Source organism: Sulfolobus sp. A20 (assembly GCF_001719125.1).
Classification (GTDB): Archaea; Thermoproteota; Thermoprotei_A; order Sulfolobales; family Sulfolobaceae; genus Saccharolobus.
In genome coordinates, this window is record NZ_CP017006.1 from 2,509,949 (window position 1) to 2,530,861 (window position 20,913).

Consider the following 20,913-nt stretch of genomic DNA (forward strand, 5'->3'; position numbering starts at 1 on the left):
TATCTTAGTGCTGAGTCGCTGTAATCGTACTAATTCCTCATTGTCCTATTTTTTAGGTCTATTAAGAAAAAATCAAGGTCAAAGTTTTTGGTCCTTCTAGGAATTATCAAGGTTTTTTAAGTCTAAGACTGTAAAATGAAGGGGAAAACACGAATAAGGGAAGTTAAACCTTTATATGCACACATGTTTTTAGATCTCAAGGAGAGATAGAGGATCTTACTTGAAAAAATACAAGGGATAATTCGGCTAAAAACCTAACATAGCGACACAATGAGGACAACCTAGCCTCTTAGGGCGGGGAGGAAGTCAGATACCGAATGAATAGAGAGGGCTGGAGAACTTGCTATGAAGTGATGAAGGTAAATAACAACCCTATGAATCATAAAGGAACTCTCTTTAGTACGTAAGGAGGTAAATGGTAATTTATAGTTATAACTTACTTTACTATATGGCATTATTATCATAAATCTAAGGCTAATAGATTTTGAGATAATCTCCTAAAGGTAAAAACTCTTAACTAGTATAACGCAAAAATTTGATAACTTTTTATATATTATTCTACTATTTTTCCCTCGTTACAGGATTTCTTAACACCCCTATAGTACTTATTTCAGCCTCTATCATATCCCCTTCTTTTAAATACTTTCCACTAGCTAAAGCTACTCCAGAAGGTGTGCCGGTAGATATTATATCCCCTGGGCTTAAAGTTATTCCGTCAGATAGGTACTCTATCAATTCGTCAATTTTAAATATCATATCTTCAGCGTAAGCGTCTTGCCTTATTTCCCCATTAACTTTTAGCGTTAACCTAGAATTATATACGTTCTCTAGTTCATCACTTGTAACTATCCACGGACCTAATGGAAAAGCTCCATCCATTCCTTTGCCGTGAACCCATCTCATACCATAAGGGGGTTCTGTAGGAAATTGTTTATCTCTAAAGCTTATATCATTTGCAATTGTATAACCAAATACGTATTTCATAGCATCTCTTCTATTAATGTATTTACCCTTTTTCCCAATGATTACTGCTAACTCAATCTCGTAATCAACCTTTTCAGATGACTTGGGGATTATTACCGGTAGATTGTTTCCAATTAAAGTGTTGTTGAACTTCGTAAATATGTAAGGTTCTTTTGGTGGGCTATAATTAGTTTCTTGAGCATGAGCCTTATAGTTAGCAGCTAATAGAAATATCTTTTCGGGGTTTTCTATTGGAGGATGATATAATATACTATTAGGTTCAAAAATTACCTCTTTCTTTTCGTCTACGTTAAGCTCATTTAAATCCTCTAATACCTTTTTTACTAATTGTATAGCAGGATCTCCGCCCTCGATTAATTCCTTCATATTATAAAACCAGATCGGAGGTTTAGCCTCGTATATTAATCTATAAGCCTCTACCAAATCGATTACCTTCCCATCCTTATATGCACCAACTCTTCTTATCTCATTTTGCTTAGAGGAAAATGTTAATAGTTTAACCATTAAAGTAATGTAGTTTCAAACGTTTATAAAGCTTTTTTAGAGTTTTAACAATAATTCATGGTCGTAATTATTTATTGTGTCAATCTAATTTATGTAAATAATACCTTAAATACTCTTATAATGTAAATCAAATAGGCTAACAATCATGAACTTTCCGTGGAAATAACTAGATGGTTAAAAATGATAAATGACGCACTCAAAATCTAATATTTAGATTTTTTATGGACGTAAATGAAATTGCCCAACTTTTAATAAAAGAACTCTTTGAATTCACAAGAAAGATTTTTAAATTTAAAAATCAAAAAGGTAGTAGGTAATCGAACCTTGACTAATAGACTATTAAGTCAACTCGTTAGTATTGAGATATTAACCCCAAAGTTAGATGAAAGTATTTGGTTCTTCAAAGACGTACTAGGTCTTTATGAGGTAGCGAGAAAGGGAAGGTCCGTGTACTTTAAGGGATGGCAAGAGTGGTATACATATAGTCTTAAGTTAACCGAGAGTGAAACTAACGGTATAAAAGAAATTACTTGGAGGGCTGATAGTGAAGACGATTTATATAAAGCAGCTAAAATAATTGAGTCTAAGGGATTAGGCTTAGGATGGGATGAGGGAGAACCAGATCTCGGAGTAGGTAAAGGATTTAGATTTATCTTACCTTCCGGACAAATAGGGAAAATAGTTTGGGATATGAAGATCTCTAGACCAATAGGGGAATTAAGGACAACTGCGATTAAGGTAAGAGGAAAGAAACCATTAAATGGTATAAAAGCAAAGGATTTATCTCACACACTTGTGTTTGCACATAATGAGGAGTCTTTACTTAATTCAGTAAATCTCCTAAAATCTCTAGGATTTAAGGTTAACGAGTACGTTAAGGATGGAAATAAGCCTTTAGCCTACTTTATGACCGTTTGTGGTTCATCTCATGATATTGCTGTTGCCTTGGATTCTCATGGTATACCAGGTAGATTAAGTCACTTGACTTACTTTGTCGAATACGTTACTGATGTTCTTACAGCAGCAGATATTTACACAGAATATGGCCTTGAAGTAATAGGGGGTCCATTAAGACATCCCGTATCTGGGGATACTATTTCAACTTACGTTAGAGAACCAGGAGGTAACATAATAGAAGTAACTCATGGAGGGTACTGGAATTTCGTGCCGGACTGGGAACCGTTAGTATGGGATATTAAAGAGGACACTAATTGGTTAACTACATGGGGTCATTTAAGAGAATTAGTATTTGAAGGTACACCAATACCTCCTAATAAAATAGAAACCGAATTAAAGGAAATAATTAGGCAAAAGCTGAATGTAAATATATGACTAAACTGTTAGGAAAATAACCTCATTTTCACCTTAATATTTTCTATATTATTCTTTTTACATTATATAATATTTCTAAATTAATTAAGGCGACATTGACAAAGTTTTTAAGTAAGGAAGTACAATCTAATATCAAGATGAAAGCATTAGTATATCACGGTCCAGGAGTTGAGAATTTAAGATTAGAAGAGGTTAAGACACCAGAACCAAATTCTCATGAAGTATTAGTAAAAGTTAAACTCGCGGGAATAACTAATTTAGAATACTTAATCGTTAACAATCTTCCTTATTCCTTATTCACTTTGAAGAGCCCTCCTCCCTTAACTCCTATGCCCCACATTTTGGGCATTGAGTTTTCTGGATTTGTAGAAAGAGTTGGTGATCACGTTAAGGGTATAAGGGAAGGAGATAGAGTAGCTGTATATGAGGTATTATTTGATGGGACTTGTGATATGTGTAGTCAAGGGAGCACTCAAATATGTAGAAAAGTAGGACATATAGGCATTAATAGTAATGGTGGATATGCTGAATATACCATTGTCCCCGAAACTAATGTTTTCCCCATTCCAGACGATATGGATTGGGGGTTAGCGACTAGTTTATCTCATTCAGTTACCACTGCATACCATGCCTTAAATAAGGCGAATGTAAAACTAGGAGATACCGTAGTAGTTTTCGGAGCTTCCGGTAATGTAGGAATGTTTGCAGTTCAATTTGCGAAAATGTTAGGAGCAAACGTAGTTGCTGTCACCAGAGATCCACAAAACAAGGAGTGGCTTAAGGAATTTGGAGCTGATTACGTAGTAAGACCAGATGAGGTAGTTGAACTCGTGAAGAAGACTACTAATGGAAGAATGGCTGAAGTATCTATTAATCCCCTTGGTGTTGACGTTTGGGATAAAAGTATAGAAGTTTTAGGACCTAATGGAAAATTAGTTTTCTTTGGAGGATATAAGAGTCTTCAAGTTACTTTAGGTCCTTTACCATTAATATATGGAAGAGAGATCTCACTAATAAGTACTAGAATAGGTAGTTTACATGAATTTAAGCAGGTGATTAAATATTATAAAAAATTAAAGGTAAAGACGTGGAAAATATACGAACTAGAAAGTGCTAACGAAGCATTTAAAGAAGTCTTAGACAAGAACGGTAAGCAATTTATAAAAATTAGCTAATGATAGCCAATTTTAAGATATTTTGAAAACTATATCAATTATAAATAAGCGATACAGATAGGATACTACTTTTTCTTGATTTATACCATTTTTGTTGATATATATTATTTAAATTTAATTTACTATATACTACCGGTCATCGAAATATAAATTATTAAAAATCCGCAATACGACTCAGTCTTGACAATCTGAGTTCAATTTTTCAAGATATCATTATTAGCCTTATGCCCAGTTGAAATGTATTCCACTAACGTTAATATTCCTACTTGTAATGAAAAAAGTATGAAAGTGATTTTTAAAATATTAACCTTTCATTATATTTAGTATGCTATACTTTAGTACCTTAACACCTCTTTGAATATCTTCCCAATCTGTCCATTCTTCTGGAGCGTGACTAATCCCTCCCTTGCTGGGTACAAATATCATTCCAATCTTTGATATTTTAGCCATAATTTGAGAATCGTGACCTGCCCTACTAGGCATATCCATAAATGTATAGCCTAATTCTTCTACAGCCCTCTTAATTGCAAAAATATTCTCACTTGAACATAGAGCCGGTTCCTCAATATAAGACGTAAAATTAACTTTAACTTTCTCTCTTTCCGATTCAATCATAGTATGAGCAATAATTTCATCCTTAATCTTGTCTAAATCTTTAATCTCTAATGACCTTATATCCACCCCTAAATTTACTCTACCCGGAATTACATTAACCACATTTGGGAAAACATCAATATAACCTACAGTGCCTACCATATCCTTATACTTTAACACGCTATCCCTTACATTTTTAATTATTGCGGAAGCAGGTATCATTGGATCACTTCTCATACTCATAGGTGTGGTCCCCGCATGGGATTGCTTACCTATAAGTTCTATCCATATTCTTAAAATTCCAACTATGCCCGTTACAATACCTATTTGTTTTCCTTCATTCTCTAGTATTGGACCTTGTTCAATATGAAGTTCAAAATGATTTATTATTTTATACGGAAATTTCTCTATTACTTTCACATCTTTTGGTAAATTATTTAAGAAACGTTTGAAGGCATCAGCAAAATTTATATTCTCATACTTTCCCTTTAGTGAGTGTAATTCCTCCTTCTTTATCAACCCAGCAAAGTATTTACTTCCAGCAAAGGGTGTAAAAGAGTTTCCTTCCTCATCGGTAAATACTATTACTGCTGTGGGGAATTTAGTCTTAATATGATCTTCAACAAACTCTCTAATAACTTGTATACCTCCGACAACTCCTAAAACACCGTCAAACATTCCTCCATTTAAGACACTATCTACGTGAGATCCAGTTGATATGAAAGGTTCCTTTAGCTCACCTTCCCTAATTCCTATGATATTTCCACCCATATCTACGTAAACTTTGAGTCCAGTTTCTTTCATTTTCTCGATCACGTATAATCTAGCTTGTATATCAGCTTCTGATAACGCAGGTCTTGAAACACCACCTTTAGGATCCTTACCTATCTTACCTAAGTTTTCTATATCTCTCTTAACTTCTGACATATAATGAACACCTTATGATTGTATTGCAATTGAGTTTCATGTATATTCTTTCCTTAAATAAATAAAAATATTCCTTCTAATTCAAAAATTTAACTTGATTTCATTTTTAAAATATAATCAAACATAGTTTTACTTCATCATATATCTCTAAACGTCATAGATAGAAACTTTATTTGACTAATTCTGTTAAGAGTCTTTAACATAAAAATTCTCTAATCTCTACTTCTCTTCATTTGTACTTTATCTATTTCATGAACATATAGTAAATAGTTCAATATATTTCTGTGATCTTAAGTACACCTTTCGTATTTGTTTAGATTACTTAAATCAGTGGCAAATACGTTTATATAATCATAAAAATAGTGATATAAGGATAGATATTAACTAAACTTAAAGAGAGAAAGATTGTAAAATTTCCAATTCTTAAATAGCATAAAGCCAAAAAAGATTTGAATTTAGAAAAAATGTTAAATTTCTGAATTTATTCATGAATTAATTCGCAAGATTTTAAAAAGTCTTTTGAAATACCCTTTACTTGTCGACACATCACTTACTAAAGTAACTGATCCTAACAGAACTAACATTAATGGTATCCACATGAAGCTGTTGTTGTTATCACTTTTACTACTCTTTAACCCATATGCTGCTGGATTCGTTACCCATGGTGGATAATAGTTTGCAAATGGATGGTTTGGAAATCCTAAGTATCCTAAGCCTAGTTTTGCTGCTGCTAGCCATTCACTCTCCTCTTCTTGCATTGCTGAGACTAGTGTTGAGTTCCAAGCTGATAAACCTGCATTACCGACTTGTTGTAGTGTTAGTAATCCAGAGTTGATTTGTGCGAAAACATCAGCGAATACACCTCCATTCGGTAAGGAATAAACGAAATCTTGCGGATGGCCAGAATCATTTAGCAATAGTTGGTACTCATACCATTGTGCAGGAGTGTTAAAGTAGTCAGTAGCGTTTTTGTAATACGTTAATCCTTTCCACTTACTCCATATTTCCATTCCTTGATATGACGTCCAGAAGTGGGCTAGTTGCAAAGCTTGTTGTTCTTGAGGACCTACTGGTATGCCTACTGATCCTACTGCTAACATATAATAGTTCTGTGTTCCAGGGAATGGTGATTCTATGAACACTACGCTTGAGTTATTAATGTATTGCGGCAATGGGGGATATGCTGTAGTGTTTAGAAAATCATATGCGTATGCAGTAACCCATATACCATTAACTTGAAAAGCTGCTTTTCCTTGAATTAGTAGTGTTAACCCTTGCGTCCACGTCATCGATTGCCATCCTGGGTAATCGTAGGATGTGAAGTTCAAGAACCAATAATTAGTCTCATTTATTAGTTTTTGAACTGTAGCGTTATCCAAGTTTATAGTTCCATACGTCATTTCGTTATATAGCTTTGGCCCTGCCAATGATAAGAATATTGCTGACCACAATTCAAATTGATCCCATCCACCATCACCACCTGGTATTATCCATGGATGGATTCCATGGTTTGCCAACTGTACAGTATCGTAGATTAGTGTGCTAAAGTTGTATGGGAATGGTAAATTATACTCCCTTAATAATTGAGCATTAATGAATAGAAAACCATCAGGTTCAACATCAATAGGGACAGAGAGCATAGTTCCATTATAAGTACCAACCTGAAATACCTCGTAAATAGTATTGTTCAATAGTCCCCACTTCTGCACATAAGGTGTAATATTTACAAATGAGTTTATACCGTTAGGCGCGGCCTCAGCATAACTAATTGTGTTTGGACCAAACTGTGTCTGGAAGAGTGCTGGTGGTTTTCCAGCCTCTATTAGAGCTAATATTGCGTATTTAGCGTTTGTCCCACCAGCTCCAGGCACGACATAGGGTTGTACTTGAATATTAGTTGTATTCTCAAATGCTGGTACTAAGTGTTGTAGGGCTATTTTTCCTTCTGTTGCCCACCATGTGTAGAATACTATTGGTCCTGTTGTGCTTGTTGTCACTACTGGTGTTGTTGTGCTTGTTGTTATTGTGCTTGTTACTGTTGTTGTTACTACTGTTGTTGTTGGTTTTCTTGTTAGTAGTACTCCTGCTACTGCCCCAATAACTACAATTATTACTACTACAGCAACAATTATGGCTATTTGTGTTGATGATAAACCCTTAACTAAACTATAACTATGTTTCATGGCAAACTATAGTAAGTTTAGTTAATTAATAAACCTTTATGATAATTCTCTATGACGAATATAGTCTATAATTATTCAAGGATAAATTAGATTGAGAAATAAATTCGAATTTAGGGACAAGTCATATTCTATGTGATATCATAATATGAATGAGATGGAAGGGTAAAAAAACACGGTATTGGGATCATTGGTATCGATCATCATTGTGGTTATCAACTGGTTGGCGTTGACCATAGCTACAAAATGAGGAAAGCCTCACCTTTAAGGGCGGGGATAGTAAGGCATTTAAACTCCTTTTTTCTCTTCTTTTTGTGAGTAGGGAAGCTAGTAAGAAGGGTGGATTAGGAATCGGAGCTACTGCTAGCCTTATGACTCCCCCACCACTCCCCTAGTCAATCTCGCCTCTGAGAGGGGTTTAAGATATGTACTTGATTGGTTAAGGGGAAAGTAAACTGGAAAAGAACCTAGTTAAGGAAGTTCATAAGGGAACTTATCAAGTTTTAAAGGAAAAGTTTACCCTAAGCTTGTTCAAGATTGTTATAGGGATGCTATAGCAATATACAAAAGTTGGTTAAAGAACCCTAAGAAGGGTAAGTATCCTAGAATACGTAAAGTGTCTGGTTATCATGAGCTTGAAGCTAAAGATAATGTAGTCGTTGAATATGAATGAAATTGTTGTTGGTAAGGGTAATAGTAATTACGTTATGATTCCAACTAGGCTAGCTTATTATTATAAGAGTTTAGCTGAAAATTTGCAAAGGAAATAAGAGATGGAAAGAGAGTGGAAAATATTAAGTAGGTTTAGGGATTTCCACAAGAAGGCTAAAAACATCTTGGAGAACTCAGCTAGAAAAATTGGGAAGTGGATTGTTGAAATGGATAAATTATTTAACGTTTCAGCTATTTACTTAGAGGATTTAAATAACTTGATAAAGAGCGTTAGAAGCCTATTAATAAAGTTTAGGGATAAGCTCTATCTCATGGAGTACCATAGGATACAATATTGGATCGAGTGGGAGGCTAAGAAGCATGGGCTTAAGGTTGTTTATGTTGACGCTTACTCCTCTTCGCGTTGTCCTAAGTGTGGTAATGAGATGGAGGAGGTTGGTTATAGGAATTTTCATTGTGTGAAGTGCGGTTATGAGAATGATAGAGATGTTATTGCTATTTTGTATGGTTCTCTGACCCTCTCGACTGCCTCTCATATGAGAGATGTAAGCTCAAATCGATGAGGGGAACCTCTAAAGGGGGGAAGTCAGTTTCATTATCCTAGTATGGTATAAAGATGGGAGATATATCTGTTAACCTCAACTACCCTTCAAACGAAAGATATCGATGAGGATCTTCAGCGTAATCTACGACGTTTTCACGGTTGGAGAAACATTCCCCCAACCGATGAGGGGAAAATCCTTATGTAACGGAGTGTATATGAAATGTGTAAGATTATGAATTTTTAAGCCGTATTATACTATAATGATAATGAGATGTTAAAGCTAGACGAGTTAGATCTTAAAATATTGAAACGTATACAAGCTGATGGAAGATTTAATCTACAGAACTTAGCAGAAGAGTTTAAGATGCCTAAGTCTACAATCCTATATAGAATAAGGAGAATGGAAAAGGAAGGGTGTGTGGACAACAATTTCATCCACCCCCATAAAATTCAATTTTATTCCAACTTATGCTAATAGATTTCGAGTAAATTGTGTTGTAGATTAGGAAGAATATTTTTAGCCATCTCGTTATTGTGTTCCTTGTTGAGTTCCATGTGAAGTGTGAGTCCATGCTTGCTAGCCTATGTTTTAAGCTCCTAAAAACTAGTTCTACTAAGCTTCTCTTGCCAAAAGTTTCAACCTCGTGTTTTGCATTGAACCAAGAGAATGCCTTGTAGACTGATGCCTTATCGTGTAGGAAGATAACCTTATCCTCCAATTCTCAAGCTTAATACCATTTAATATCACATAAACGTGGAAACCACTCCTAAGACTAGTCAACATGAAGAACACAACAAGCCCAGACTCGTAATGCCTAACAACCCATAAGTAGTAATACTCACCATTAACCCTCAAAACCTTAGTCTCATCAACGAGCAAATAATCCCCACGCTTAACATCAACCTTAACCTCATAATTAACATTAGCCAACTTGTGAAAATAGTAGAGCAAGGTAGTGTGAGGTAATAAAGTCCTCCAACTTGACAAGCCTAGCAAGTAAGAGGTTAAGGCTAATGCAATATCATCCAAGGAATGAAACCTAGGCTTAACACTTATATACTTTAAAAGGGTAGAGATAATTTGGGTGAGGGCGAGGAAATCAAACCTATTGATATTCTCACCCCCATAAATAACTCGCCCTCACCCTAAAAACACTTTTCCACAATAAAGAAAATTCAATTTATATCAAAACAACCAAATTGTTGTCCACACACAAGGAAGGTATAATAACGGGATATTATACCGGAATAGATGCCAGAAAGCTAGGCTATGATTACCTCGTTATAACTCTTATTAAATCTAGATATGGGAAGGAACATTATGATAATTTAGCAAGAGACCTATCAAGATTGCCGGGAGTCTGGGGAGTATACTTCGTTCTCGGTAACATCGATTTTATAGTCATGGCAAGGTTTAAGGATAGAGATGATTTCATGCAGAATTATTTAAATAAAATAACTACTATTAAGAATATTCAGAGCTCAAACACGCATATAATTCTAAGCATCGCGAAAGAAAATTTCTATGAAGTTTTTTAAGTTAGTTTTTATTTGGTACTTTTTATCACATCTTCAAATTTTTCTAATCCCCTATCTATCAGTAGCTTAGGTATAGTTAGTGGCGCCATATATCTTAGTACATTATCGAACATACCAGCCTTATACATTATTACTCCATTTCTCAGTAACATGTCTATATAAGGTTTGACGCTTATTGGACTTTTGTTCTCATTTGAGAATTCTATACCTATCATGAATCCTAATCCTCTCACTTCGTATTTACCTAGCTTATAACTGTCTTCCATAATTTGATTAAATTGTTTCTTAGTATAATCACCTAATGTTACTACTCTCTCCAAAATATTAGAGGTCATTAGATAATTAAGGGTGGCATTTCCTACAGCCATTCCTATGGGGTTCCCTCTATAAGTGCCTAAATGAAAAGCTTGAGGTAAATTATCGAGATCTTTATTATAAGCCACTAATGAAATTGGTATACCTTCTCCAATACCTTTAGAGATAGTTATAATATCAGGCTTTATCCCTTCCCATTCATATGCCCAAATCTTACCTGTTCTTCCTACTCCCGTCTGAATTTCGTCTACTATTAACAAAACGTTGTGCTCGCTAGCGATTTCTCTTAACCCTTTTAAAAATCCTTTCGGAGGTACAATATATCCGCCTTCTCCTGCTATTGGCTCAACTATTATCCCAGCTACCTCATTATTTTTAATTTCATACTCAACTAATGAAAGAATATCATTTAAACAATCTTTAAACGGACATCTGAATTCATATGGATAGGGTAATCTCAGTACATTAGTATCGTGAAATGGTTGGAATCTTCTATGATTAAGCATATTACTTAGTCCTACAGTAGCTGCTGAAACTCCATGATATGCTTCATTAAATGCTATGATATGCCTTTTACCAGTATTCCATCTGGCTATTTTGATTGCTGCTTCTACTGCATCCGCACCGGTAGTGGTAAATAAGAACTTTGAATCAAAATTTAGCGTCTTTCTTAACGTTTTCATGAATTCTACCCTTATTTCTGAAGGAACTTCCATGTAATGCCATACTTTATCTAATTGCGACTCTACTGCTTTCCTAATTATAGGATTATTATGACCTAAATTAACCACTGCTATTCCCGCGAACCAGTCAATGTAAATATTTCCATCTACATCAATAATCGTAGATCCCTTAGCTTCTTTGATGGCTATTTTAAAATATTTGGGATAATTTAGAGCTGAGGTTTCTAACTCCTCTTGCTGCTTTAAAATTTCTGTTGACTTAGGACCAGGTGGAGTAACTAGTATTCTAGGAGCATCTAGAATACTACTATCTAATATCTCCTCTGTCATAAAATATTGTCTAAAGTATACGGAATAAAAACATTATATTTGATACATTTGTTCATTGTTTAAGTTATTATTACCTCCTATCTTTCGTAAATCATTATTAAATTGCACAAGCGCCATTATCACGCAACAAAAATTTTTATAGTGTTCAAAAGTAACGGATACCATATGACTGAGGAAAACAAGAAGATTGAAGAATATACTCTAAAGAAAGGAGCAGTAGGATTATGGCATGGAGTGTTTCAATCGTTCTCTTTTGTTGCTCCAGCTGGAGATGTAGCCATATTATTAGTAGGAACAGTAGCATTTGCAGAGCAATACACTGCTATATCCGTACTTCTTGCATGGTTGATTTATGGTCTTTTCATGATTACACCTTACGAGTTTTCTAAAATAAAGGCTAACGCTGGAAGTTATTACGCGTATTCTGCAGAAGGGAGTAAATGGTTAGCACCTATCGCCCTATTCTCTTGGATTGGGGAAAATTTGACTGGACCAGCGTTTAGCCTTTTAGGACTGTCTGGATTCATATTCCTATTATCTTCATTATTAAGTTCTATTCCTTTCTTATGGATAGTGTTCTTAATTGCGTTAGCCGTATATATGGGATTATTGCCTTATTTAGGTATAAGACCGTCGTTAAATTACGTCATGTATACGGGGTTTGCAGAAGCAATATTCCTAGTTATCGCATCTATTATAATTGTTATAAGATTAGGTTCAGCGAATACAATAATTCCCTTTACTATTTCGTTACCTTACATTCCCGCAATATTTTTTGGCGCTATTTTCTCGATACTAGATTTCACTGGCTTAGGCACTGTTACAACTATTTCAGAAGAGATGAAGGAATCTAAAAAGACAGTCAAAAAAGCTATAATATACGCATATATACTAGCTGGCATATCATTGATCTTACCAGCTTACGCGTTAACAGTTGGTTGGGGACTTAGTAATATCTCTACTTATGCAACATCACCAGACCCTGGACTGATAGTTTTCCAAAAATTCTTAGGAATAGTAGGATTTGCACTTCTGGCAGCTTTTACAATTAATAGTTATTTATCATACAGTGTGGCTAAAACAAATGCAGTTAGCAGAATATGGTTTTCGGGAGCTAGAGATGGTATAATATTTCCTAAATGGTTAGCATATGTGCATCCAAAATATAAAACTCCATCCCATGCCATACTCGTGTGGTTGAGTCTCGCGGTTGTTATTAGCTTGATATTTGGAATATTATTTGGACCAGTAAACGGAGGATTAGTTTTACTAGATATGGCAGGCGTCTGTATACTTGCTGTTCATGCAGTAACCAACTCAGCACTATCATTATACATAAAGCATACACGTCAAAATTACTCGCCGTTGGATGTAATTAAGTTCTTCCTTGCACCTTCTATAGCAAGTGTATTTTCAGTACTTATTATATATTTTAGCTTACAGTCAGCATTAGCCCAAGCTATAGCTCAACCTACATCTCTGAACTTCGCCTTTTTTGGAGCTACATTAATGGGTGTAATATGGGTACTAATAGGAATTGGTATATCATACTACTATCTGAAGAGAAAGCCAGACATATTGGCGAAGGCTGGAAGCTTTGATGCTGAGAGGGATATAGAATGATCGAATTAAAAAAGATCTCCTCTAATTTGGTAGCGGGCATAGGTTCTTTAAATAAGATAGATCAGTACTTAGAGACTCTTAAATATCCTAAATCCGTTCTAATTCTCACTGGAGAAAATACATACAAGATAGCTGGAAAGGTGGTATATGATAAATTGAATGCTAGTGGATATAAAGTAAATATAAAAATAATAGATATAAAGGGGAATCTAGAAGAAGTTAAACAACTGACCTCTCACGTTAAAGAGAACTTTCCACACGAATTATTAGTAGCTGTTGGTGGAGGGAGTATAGCTGATATAGCTAAATATATATCAAACGAAACCAATTCATTATTAGCGATTATACCTACAACTTTATCTAGTGATGCCTTTTCTACAGGCTACAGTGTTTTCTGGAACGGAAGCCAAAAACAGGCAATAAAGACGAAGGCTCCTAATCTAATAATTGGGGATTATAATGTACTTAAAAATCAACCAAAAAGGTTTATTGCAGCAGGTGTAGGAGACATGATTTCCAAATTGACTGCAATACCAGACTGGAGATTAGCGTTTTGGCTAGCTGAAGAACCATATAACGATTTTGCAGCTAAAATAGCTATTTCAGAAACTAAACTTCTCATAAATAGAATAGACGATATAAGTAATGCAAATTACATAGGGATAAGTACATTGTTTCAAGCAGAAGTCTTAGATGGATATCTTATGGAGATCTCTGGTACAACTAGAGTAGCTGCAGGAGCTGAGCATCTGATCAGTTTCGCATTAGAAAACATTTCTGAAAAAGGTCTACATGGAGAGTATTGTGGAATAGGAACAATAATTGTAAGTTATTTACAACGTGGATATAATTATTCTAAAAGGGTGAGAAAACTTTTGGAAAAAGTTAATGCCCCAGTAACAGCGGATCAGTTAGGTTTAAATAAATCACAATTAGTTAAGGCAATTACTATCGCTAATAAGATGAGGAATTGGTACACGATACTGAGTTATGGTATAAGTGAGGCGTCTGCAGAAAGGCTATTAAGATATACTCATATAATTTAACTAAAAATAATGGAAAAGCCTATCAAAACTTAATATTAGATCACACATTTTTGGAAAAATGATAGTGATTTTTTTTAACAAAAAATATTCAAAATAGTTTTGATGTATAAAAAGATATTAAATAAAATTACTTATTAATCCTTATCTTCTTAGTTTCATCCCAATCAATCTCATAATTACCGTTAACTTCCTTAATTTTTACCTTATAGATTTTTTCTGCGTCCTCAACGCTAATGTACTCATTTAGAACATCGTTTAAAACCAGATAAGGATCTCTCTCCGCTGGATTGCCCCAACCTCCACCCCCACCACTTCTTAAACTTACTTTATCGCCTTTACGAAGTAGTAATGAGGCTACTTTTCTCACTCTCCTAGACTCTTCTCCTCTCTTAAATATCATACAATAATTTGGCGTTCCGTTCATTCCACCTTCAACTCCCCATGTAGTGTACTTTGACCTTCCTATTGAAACTGTGAAGTAGGCCTCTTCGCACATCACTACATAATCCTTGACTATTCCGAATCCTCCCCTGTATTTTCCATGCCCAGTTCCATCACTAACGTTCAATTCTAATCTATCAACTAAGATTGGCATCCTCTTTTCGTACACTTCGGCTGAAGCTATATATGTTTCCCCGTCCCCACTAGCTACTAGCCCGCTCTCCCCATCGGAATTATTACTTGCTCCCCATCCACCTGGTTGTGGTTCCACAATTGCGAAAGGTTCTCCATCTTCCTTCATACCCCCTAGTATGGTTGCGAGAATTGATAAAAAGTGTCCGGCTGGGAGTCTTCCATTAACGTGAGGAGCTAACGCTTTCCATACTAAATCTGTAGCGTATGACATCGACTCCCAATAGGTTGACGTCGGAGCTGGTCTCTTAGGATTAAATATACTACCCTCCGGGGCTATTACTTCTAAAGGTTTGAAATACCCAGCATTAGGTGGAGCATGAGGATCCGTAACTGCCATATATATTTCCCTTACTGCAGAGACTGTTGCAGGTAATGGAGAATTTATTGGTCCTCTAACTTGTTTAGAACTTCCAGTGAAGTCAGCTATAAATTTATCCTCAGTTATTGTAACTTTTACTTTTACATAAACTGGATTATCAGACATTCCATCATCATCTATGTAATCCTCTGCCTCATATACGCCCTTAGGTAGCTCCTTAAGTCTTAACTTACTTAATCTCTCCCCATCTTCTATTAGCTTATCCATTGCCGTTAAAACGTTATCAATACCATACTTCGTAACTAACCTCTCAACTCTCTTATACGCTACTCTCATAGATGCTATCTGTGCTTCCATATCCCCTAATGTAGCATCTGGCATTCTGGAATTGGCCTTTATAATATCAATTACATCTCTGTTGGGTTTTCCCTCCACGAATAGTTTTATGGAAGGTAACTGAAGTCCTTCTTGATATATTTCAGTAGCATCTGATGTCCAACTCCCGAAATGCATTCCACCTATCTCACTCCAATGTCCCTTATTAACGACGAAGCCTAAAAGAATATCCTTATAAAACATCGGCATTATTAGAGCTACGTCGTTTAGGTGGGTTCCTCCATCATAAGGTATGTTAGTAGCTATAATATCACCAGGTTTTATTTCATCCCTCCACTTAGCCATTACGTCTCGTATAGTAAAATCTAATACTCCAGAAAATCCTGGGACACCCGGAGCTTGGACTACAAGACCTCTACCGTACTTATCAGTTATACCTACGGCGAAATCTAACACTTCGTATATCACAGGGTTTCTAGCAGTCCTACTGAAGGCGTAAAACATTTCCTCAGAAGCTACTATTAATCCGTTCTTAATTATTTCTAAAGTAAACTGATCCATTCATATCACCTCGTAATTATTACATTACCATATTCGTCTATTTCTCCTCTTTGCCCCTTAAGTATTATTATCGTTGACGTTGGATCCTCTAATACAGCAGGACCGGGAACTTTATACCTTGTAGGCAACGTAGATTTATCGTAGACTTTGAACTCCTCATATCTGCCATTTATGAATACGTTTCTGGTAGTTTCCTTAACACTATTACCATTTAGCTTACGCTTTAATAACGGAACCTTTCTTGCTTTAATTATTCCATATACACGGAAATTAACAATCTCTATAGGACTATCTGACTTAAAGGAATAAGTTGCTTCATGTTGCAAGTGGAATTTATTTACTATTTCCTTAATTTCCTTATCTCCTAACTCCCCATTCATAACATTAACCTTAACTGTATGTGACTGTCCATAGTATCTCATCTCTGCCTCTCTAAACATCACAACGTCATTTATATTAAATCCCTCTGAGGCAAAGACTTGTAAAATCTTTTTCTCTAATTCATCAAATATACTATTAATTTTATCAATGGCATCTTCTTTATCTATCCTCACCAATTCAGTTTTAACTAAGTCATGCCTAATATCGGCTACTAACATTCCCCATGCAGAAAACACACCAGGCGGTACAAAAGGAACTATAACTTTCTTTATGTCTAATTCTTCAGCTATGAAAGGAGCGAACATTGGTCCAGAACCTCCATATGCTATTAAAGCAAAGTCTCTAGGGTCGTATCCTCTTTGAACAGAAACTAATCTTATTACGTTTACCGCGTTGTTATTCGCCAACTTTAATATGCCTTCAGCCGCTTCATCTACTGAAATTTTATAATGATCAGCTATCTTGCTTATTACCTTCTCTGCCAATTCTTTCATTACTTTCAATTTTCCTCCTAATAGCTCACTAGGATTAAGTAACCCAGTAACAATATATGCGTCAGTGACAGTTGGCTCAGTTCCTCCTCTACCGTAAGCAGCTGGTCCAGGGTATGAACCAGCAGCCTTAGGTCCTACTTTGAGATTATCTATCTCGTCGATCCATGCGATACTTGTACCTCCATTTCCTACCTCTACAATATCTATTGTAGGAACTTTCACGGGATAACCTGGTGAATATGCATTTCTTTCAATATAATAATCAGTTATAATATTGGGCATTAAGTTCTCCACGAGACTAGCCTTAGTAGTAGTACTTCCCCCATCTAATCCTATAATGTTTCTCTCATGAGCCAATTCCCCTATTGCAATAGCCCCTATTATACCTGCTACTGGACCGGACTCTAATGTGGTAATAGGAAAGTCCATAGCGAAATCGAAGGTCGCCATCCCACCATTAGAGAGCATAGAGTAGTATTTACCTTTAAACCCTCTTTTATCTATCTCTGTTTTAAGTTTTTTTAGATAATTGCTCATCTTAGGCTTAATGTAGGCGTTAAGCACTGCTGTATTAGTCCTCTCGTATTCTCCCCATTCCCTGGTAATCTCGTGAGAAAGAGTAATAAACGCATTATCCCCTATAATTTCTTTTAATACTTCCTTAGCTTTCAATTCATGAGTAGGATTAACATATGAGTTGATGAAGGATATCGCAATGGATTCCACACCTTTTTTTATAAGGTAATCAGCTACTATTTTCAATTCTTCAATGTTTAAAGGAGTTATTATCTCCCCAGACGATGTTATCCTTTCACTCACTTCTCTTCTTAAATATCTTGGAACGAATGGTTCTGGTTTCCTATACTTGAAATTATACATGTCTCTCCTATTCGCCCTTTGTATTTCAAGAATATCTCTAAATCCCTTGGTAGTAATAAGTCCTACTTTAGCACCTTTTCTTTCTATTATAGTGTTTATAGCTAAGGTCTGACCGTGAATTATCTCCATAGCATTTTTCAAATCAACTTTAGATTCTTCTACTGCTCTTATTACGCCTATGGAAGGATCTTGAGTAGTAGTTTCTACCTTTATCCACTCGAATTCGTCCTTGCTCTGATCATAGTATACTAAGTCTGTGAACGCGCCACCTATGTCTATTCCAATTCTTATCATTATTCAATTGGATATCTATACAAATTTAAGGATTTGTTTTCTAAAGTTTAATAATACATAGTCCTTTGAACTACTAAACCCATTCAAAGGACTATGGGTAAAAGATTTTTATTATAAAAAAATATAGTTGGCATGAAATGGCAAAGAAATGGGAGGATATCCTTTCTAAATATCTTGACGAAAAGGATATCAAGATTTTGAAAATATTAAATAAGAACGCTAACATATCAGATGCTAAGATTGCTAGAGAAATAGGATTATCAAAAACTACTGTTAGAATGAGGAGGCTAAGATTGGAAAATAAGCAAATCTTAAGAGTGGTAGGAGTTATAGTTCTTCAAAATTTAGGTGTGCCTTATGCTGACATACTCGTGAAACTAAAGAATGTGAAGGAACTAAGAGAAAACTACATTAAGTCTTTGATTTCCAATGAACTAATTTACGAAATAACTGAATATGTAGGGGAGTGGGATCTTCTGGTGAGAGTTTTTCATTCCGATCCAGTTCAGTTAAAGGGGGAGATTTTAACTATAATCAACCACGATGCTGTTATGGATTATAAGATAAATTTTGCTATAAGATCCCATAAGGCGTGGGGTGCTACGATTTTACAGTAAAAACAATTTTCGTATTATACTAATATAAAAATTTTTCGTATATCTAGTAGTCTAAAGTAATTGTATACCATAGCCCATTATTGCAAGGTAACATTGAAACATAACCTTATATATAGCTGAATATTTTGAAAAGTAAATTTATCGCTAAATAACGTGTAAAAATTTATTATTATTACTAAGTTAACATAGAGTATGGGAGGAAAGGAAAGTAGAGAGGTAAGTTCCAGGTTCGATGATTATTCCCTAGAAGAGGTACCTAAGCACTCTAGATATGGATTTTATAACATGTTCCTAGTGTTCGCTTCTGTTTACGGGGCTATCGCTGTAATATGGGCTGGAGGAGCGTTAGGATATGGTTTAACATTCAGTCAAGCAATGATGGCAGTATTAGGTGGTACTTTAGTTCTAACCATTTTAGGAGGGCTAGCTGCTGCCATAGGTTCCTATAGTGGACTTTCAACCTATGTATTATGGAGATTTCCTCTAGGTAGATGGGGAGGAAAGATTGCCGGATTTTTATTGATAACAGTAACTACTGGAATTGGGTGGTATGCTGTTGAAACGTGGTTATTCGGCATAGTTATGAGCGAAATATTTCCTCACAATCCGTTCTTTTCAGTTGGTTTCGCAGCAATTTGGGGAGGCATAATAATGATCATTATGACATATATAGGATATAGAATGTTATCGTTCTTAAGCTATTTCACTATTCCCTTCCATATATGGTTAATTGCGATAGGTATTGCTATAGTTATCGCACTAAAAGGTGGATTTTCCGCTGTCATGTCTGCTGTACCAACCTCACACATGAGTTTATTAGATGGAATATCAGCCACTGTAGGATTATATAGCGCGGGAACTATAATATCTCCAGACATAGCTAGGTTTGGTAAAACCGCAAAAGATGCTAGTATGGCGTGGGTAGCTCATATTATTTTCCTATATCCGTTCTTGATATTAGGTGGAGTAGCAATGGTTCTGGTAACTGGTACATATTTAGTTACTAACGCTATGTTGGAGTTAGGTATGGGAGCTGGAGTCTTGCTAATTATAATATTTGGTCAATTCATAATAAATACGGATAACTTGTATAGTGGATCATTATCTCTTGTTAACTTATATCCAATGAGAAGAGAGTTAGCATCAGTAATTAATGGCGTAATAGGAACTGCTGTAGCAGCATACGTAGGATTCACTGCAGGTTCGTCTATAACTCCTTTCGAGAATTTCATAACTATATTAGGAAACATTCTTCCACCTATGGGAGGTATAGCTATTGCTGACTTCTTCATCGTAAGAAGGTACTTAAAAGGAGTTAAAGACCCACATGAGAGGTATAAGTTTAAGCCTGGGAACGCTTACTATAATCTTAATATTGCTGGTATAGTAGCATTAGGATTAGGTGCACTAGTAGGATTTTTAGTTCCCTATGGTATAGCTGCAATAAACGCGTTAATAACTGGTTTCCTAGCATATATTTTAATATACTACGTTTTTAAGTCACTAGGAAAAAGTCCAGAGATCTTACCATACACTTATCAAGGTGGTAGATTATCATGAACTTAAACAATTTATTCACATACTACTTAATAGTAAACTTCTTAATGAGCATAGCATACATTAGCCTATATATAGCAGATATAGCTTATTTTGTCAAAATTTACAATTTGACATATGGCGTTCTTGTCTTGTTTTTATGCATTTGGGGTGTTATAAGATATCTCAGAAACAATAACATGGAGGATAAGACAAGAGCTGGAGTTCAGTTCTCATGGCTAATTGTTTCCTTCGCACTTGGTTATATCTCAATAATTTATGCCCCAGTCCTATATACTACACCTTCTATAGTGGCTATAGAAAGCTTAATGTCAATAATTCAAGCAGTATGGGGAGCATCATTATTATATCTCGCTTATAGAAGAGGATATTCGATAATAAAGGTGTGACT

The 20,913-nt window shown here is 35.3% G+C and carries 16 protein-coding genes and 1 pseudogene; 10 read left to right on the forward strand and 7 right to left on the reverse strand.

All coding sequences use genetic code 11. The features are described from left to right. Positions 1 to 561 precede the first annotated feature (561 nt). The gene (locus tag BFU36_RS12790) at positions 562 to 1,488 is read right to left on the reverse strand and encodes a fumarylacetoacetate hydrolase family protein (RefSeq protein ID WP_069284380.1); all 927 of its coding nucleotides are present in this window, start codon (positions 1,486 to 1,488) and stop codon (positions 562 to 564) included. Positions 1,489 to 1,812: 324 nt separating this feature from the next. Between BFU36_RS12790 and BFU36_RS12795 the strand changes: the two genes are divergently transcribed. Further along, a complete protein-coding gene (locus tag BFU36_RS12795) occupies positions 1,813 to 2,820 on the forward strand; it encodes a VOC family protein (protein ID WP_069284381.1) in 1,008 nt (335 codons plus the stop codon). A 137-nt stretch (positions 2,821 to 2,957) separates the two neighbouring features. Continuing rightward, positions 2,958 to 3,995: an alcohol dehydrogenase catalytic domain-containing protein gene (locus BFU36_RS12800; RefSeq protein ID WP_069284382.1), complete on the forward strand. Its 1,038-nt coding sequence runs from the start codon at positions 2,958 to 2,960 to the stop codon at positions 3,993 to 3,995. A gap of 303 nt (positions 3,996 to 4,298) precedes the next feature. Here the strand turns inward: BFU36_RS12800 and BFU36_RS12805 are convergent, their stop codons facing one another. Together BFU36_RS12805 and glcS are read right to left on the reverse strand one after the other, a co-directional pair. Continuing rightward, positions 4,299 to 5,516, reverse strand: a complete 1,218-nt coding sequence (locus BFU36_RS12805; RefSeq protein ID WP_069284383.1) for a M20 family metallo-hydrolase — start codon at positions 5,514 to 5,516, stop codon at positions 4,299 to 4,301. Between the two features lie 485 nt (positions 5,517 to 6,001). After that, positions 6,002 to 7,699, reverse strand: coding sequence for a glucose ABC transporter substrate-binding protein GlcS (gene glcS / locus BFU36_RS12810; RefSeq protein ID WP_083216417.1), 1,698 nt, complete (start codon positions 7,697 to 7,699; stop codon positions 6,002 to 6,004). Positions 7,700 to 8,469: 770 nt separating this feature from the next. Here glcS and BFU36_RS12815 point away from each other — a divergent pair. After that, a complete protein-coding gene (locus tag BFU36_RS12815; RefSeq protein WP_069284384.1) occupies positions 8,470 to 8,931 on the forward strand; it encodes a zinc ribbon domain-containing protein in 462 nt (153 codons plus the stop codon). Between the two features lie 252 nt (positions 8,932 to 9,183). Further along, positions 9,184 to 9,387 (forward strand): Lrp/AsnC family transcriptional regulator, encoded by a 204-nt coding sequence (locus BFU36_RS12820; RefSeq protein WP_069284385.1) that lies wholly within the window; start codon positions 9,184 to 9,186, stop codon positions 9,385 to 9,387. Here the strand turns inward: BFU36_RS12820 and BFU36_RS13725 are convergent. After that, positions 9,344 to 10,044 (reverse strand): annotated as a pseudogene (locus tag BFU36_RS13725) (IS6 family transposase). The gene BFU36_RS12820 and the pseudogene BFU36_RS13725 sit on opposite strands and share 44 nt — an antisense overlap. A gap of 71 nt (positions 10,045 to 10,115) precedes the next feature. Between BFU36_RS13725 and BFU36_RS12830 the strand changes: the two are divergent. Next, positions 10,116 to 10,451, forward strand: coding sequence for an Lrp/AsnC family transcriptional regulator (locus tag BFU36_RS12830; protein ID WP_069284386.1), 336 nt, complete (start codon positions 10,116 to 10,118; stop codon positions 10,449 to 10,451). Between the two features lie 8 nt (positions 10,452 to 10,459). Here BFU36_RS12830 and BFU36_RS12835 read toward each other — a convergent pair whose 3' ends face one another. Continuing rightward, complete coding sequence (locus tag BFU36_RS12835) at positions 10,460 to 11,779, reverse strand: aspartate aminotransferase family protein (protein ID WP_069284387.1); 1,320 nt, start codon at positions 11,777 to 11,779, stop codon at positions 10,460 to 10,462. A 165-nt stretch (positions 11,780 to 11,944) separates the two neighbouring features. Here BFU36_RS12835 and BFU36_RS12840 point away from each other — a divergent pair, with 165 nt between their 5' ends. Both BFU36_RS12840 and BFU36_RS12845 read left to right on the forward strand, forming a co-directional pair. Next, the gene (locus BFU36_RS12840; RefSeq protein ID WP_069284388.1) at positions 11,945 to 13,402 is read left to right on the forward strand and encodes an APC family permease; all 1,458 of its coding nucleotides are present in this window, start codon (positions 11,945 to 11,947) and stop codon (positions 13,400 to 13,402) included. Continuing rightward, on the forward strand, positions 13,399 to 14,448 hold the full coding sequence (locus BFU36_RS12845; protein ID WP_069284389.1) for a sn-glycerol-1-phosphate dehydrogenase: 1,050 nt from the start codon (positions 13,399 to 13,401) through the stop codon (positions 14,446 to 14,448). Before BFU36_RS12840 ends, BFU36_RS12845 begins: the two co-directional genes overlap by 4 nt. A gap of 127 nt (positions 14,449 to 14,575) precedes the next feature. Here BFU36_RS12845 and BFU36_RS12850 read toward each other — a convergent pair whose 3' ends face one another. Together BFU36_RS12850 and BFU36_RS12855 are read right to left on the reverse strand one after the other, a co-directional pair. Continuing rightward, on the reverse strand, positions 14,576 to 16,300 hold the full coding sequence (locus BFU36_RS12850) for a hydantoinase B/oxoprolinase family protein (RefSeq protein WP_069284390.1): 1,725 nt from the start codon (positions 16,298 to 16,300) through the stop codon (positions 14,576 to 14,578). A 5-nt stretch (positions 16,301 to 16,305) separates the two neighbouring features. Further along, entirely contained in the window at positions 16,306 to 18,348 is a 2,043-nt protein-coding gene (locus BFU36_RS12855; RefSeq protein ID WP_069284391.1) for a hydantoinase/oxoprolinase family protein, read from the reverse strand. A 137-nt stretch (positions 18,349 to 18,485) separates the two neighbouring features. Here BFU36_RS12855 and BFU36_RS12860 point away from each other — a divergent pair, with 137 nt between their 5' ends. The 3 genes from BFU36_RS12860 (at position 18,486) to BFU36_RS12870 (ending at position 20,911) form a co-directional block, all read left to right on the forward strand. Then, complete coding sequence (locus BFU36_RS12860; RefSeq protein ID WP_069284392.1) at positions 18,486 to 18,965, forward strand: Lrp/AsnC family transcriptional regulator; 480 nt, start codon at positions 18,486 to 18,488, stop codon at positions 18,963 to 18,965. Between the two features lie 192 nt (positions 18,966 to 19,157). Next, complete coding sequence (locus tag BFU36_RS12865) at positions 19,158 to 20,525, forward strand: cytosine permease (RefSeq protein ID WP_069284393.1); 1,368 nt, start codon at positions 19,158 to 19,160, stop codon at positions 20,523 to 20,525. Continuing rightward, complete coding sequence (locus BFU36_RS12870) at positions 20,522 to 20,911, forward strand: hypothetical protein (RefSeq protein ID WP_069284394.1); 390 nt, start codon at positions 20,522 to 20,524, stop codon at positions 20,909 to 20,911. Before BFU36_RS12865 ends, BFU36_RS12870 begins: the two co-directional genes overlap by 4 nt. The last annotated feature ends 2 nt before the right edge of the window (positions 20,912 to 20,913 follow it).

Bases quoted from the DNA above. Each gene is read 5' to 3' on its own strand.
- BFU36_RS12790 (WP_069284380.1), bottom strand. From the start codon at position 1,488: ATGGTTAAACTATTAACATTTTCCTCTAAGCAAAATGAGATAAGAAGA.
- BFU36_RS12800 (WP_069284382.1), top strand. From the start codon at position 2,958: ATGAAAGCATTAGTATATCACGGTCCAGGAGTTGAGAATTTAAGATTA.
- BFU36_RS12805 (WP_069284383.1), bottom strand. From the start codon at position 5,516: ATGTCAGAAGTTAAGAGAGATATAGAAAACTTAGGTAAGATAGGTAAG.
- glcS (WP_083216417.1), bottom strand. From the start codon at position 7,699: ATGAAACATAGTTATAGTTTAGTTAAGGGTTTATCATCAACACAAATA.
- BFU36_RS12815 (WP_069284384.1), top strand. From the start codon at position 8,470: ATGGAAAGAGAGTGGAAAATATTAAGTAGGTTTAGGGATTTCCACAAG.
- BFU36_RS12820 (WP_069284385.1), top strand. From the start codon at position 9,184: ATGTTAAAGCTAGACGAGTTAGATCTTAAAATATTGAAACGTATACAA.
- BFU36_RS12835 (WP_069284387.1), bottom strand. From the start codon at position 11,779: ATGACAGAGGAGATATTAGATAGTAGTATTCTAGATGCTCCTAGAATA.
- BFU36_RS12840 (WP_069284388.1), top strand. From the start codon at position 11,945: ATGACTGAGGAAAACAAGAAGATTGAAGAATATACTCTAAAGAAAGGA.
- BFU36_RS12845 (WP_069284389.1), top strand. From the start codon at position 13,399: ATGATCGAATTAAAAAAGATCTCCTCTAATTTGGTAGCGGGCATAGGT.
- BFU36_RS12850 (WP_069284390.1), bottom strand. From the start codon at position 16,300: ATGGATCAGTTTACTTTAGAAATAATTAAGAACGGATTAATAGTAGCT.
- BFU36_RS12855 (WP_069284391.1), bottom strand. From the start codon at position 18,348: ATGATAAGAATTGGAATAGACATAGGTGGCGCGTTCACAGACTTAGTA.
- BFU36_RS12860 (WP_069284392.1), top strand. From the start codon at position 18,486: ATGGCAAAGAAATGGGAGGATATCCTTTCTAAATATCTTGACGAAAAG.
- BFU36_RS12865 (WP_069284393.1), top strand. From the start codon at position 19,158: ATGGGAGGAAAGGAAAGTAGAGAGGTAAGTTCCAGGTTCGATGATTAT.
- BFU36_RS12870 (WP_069284394.1), top strand. From the start codon at position 20,522: ATGAACTTAAACAATTTATTCACATACTACTTAATAGTAAACTTCTTA.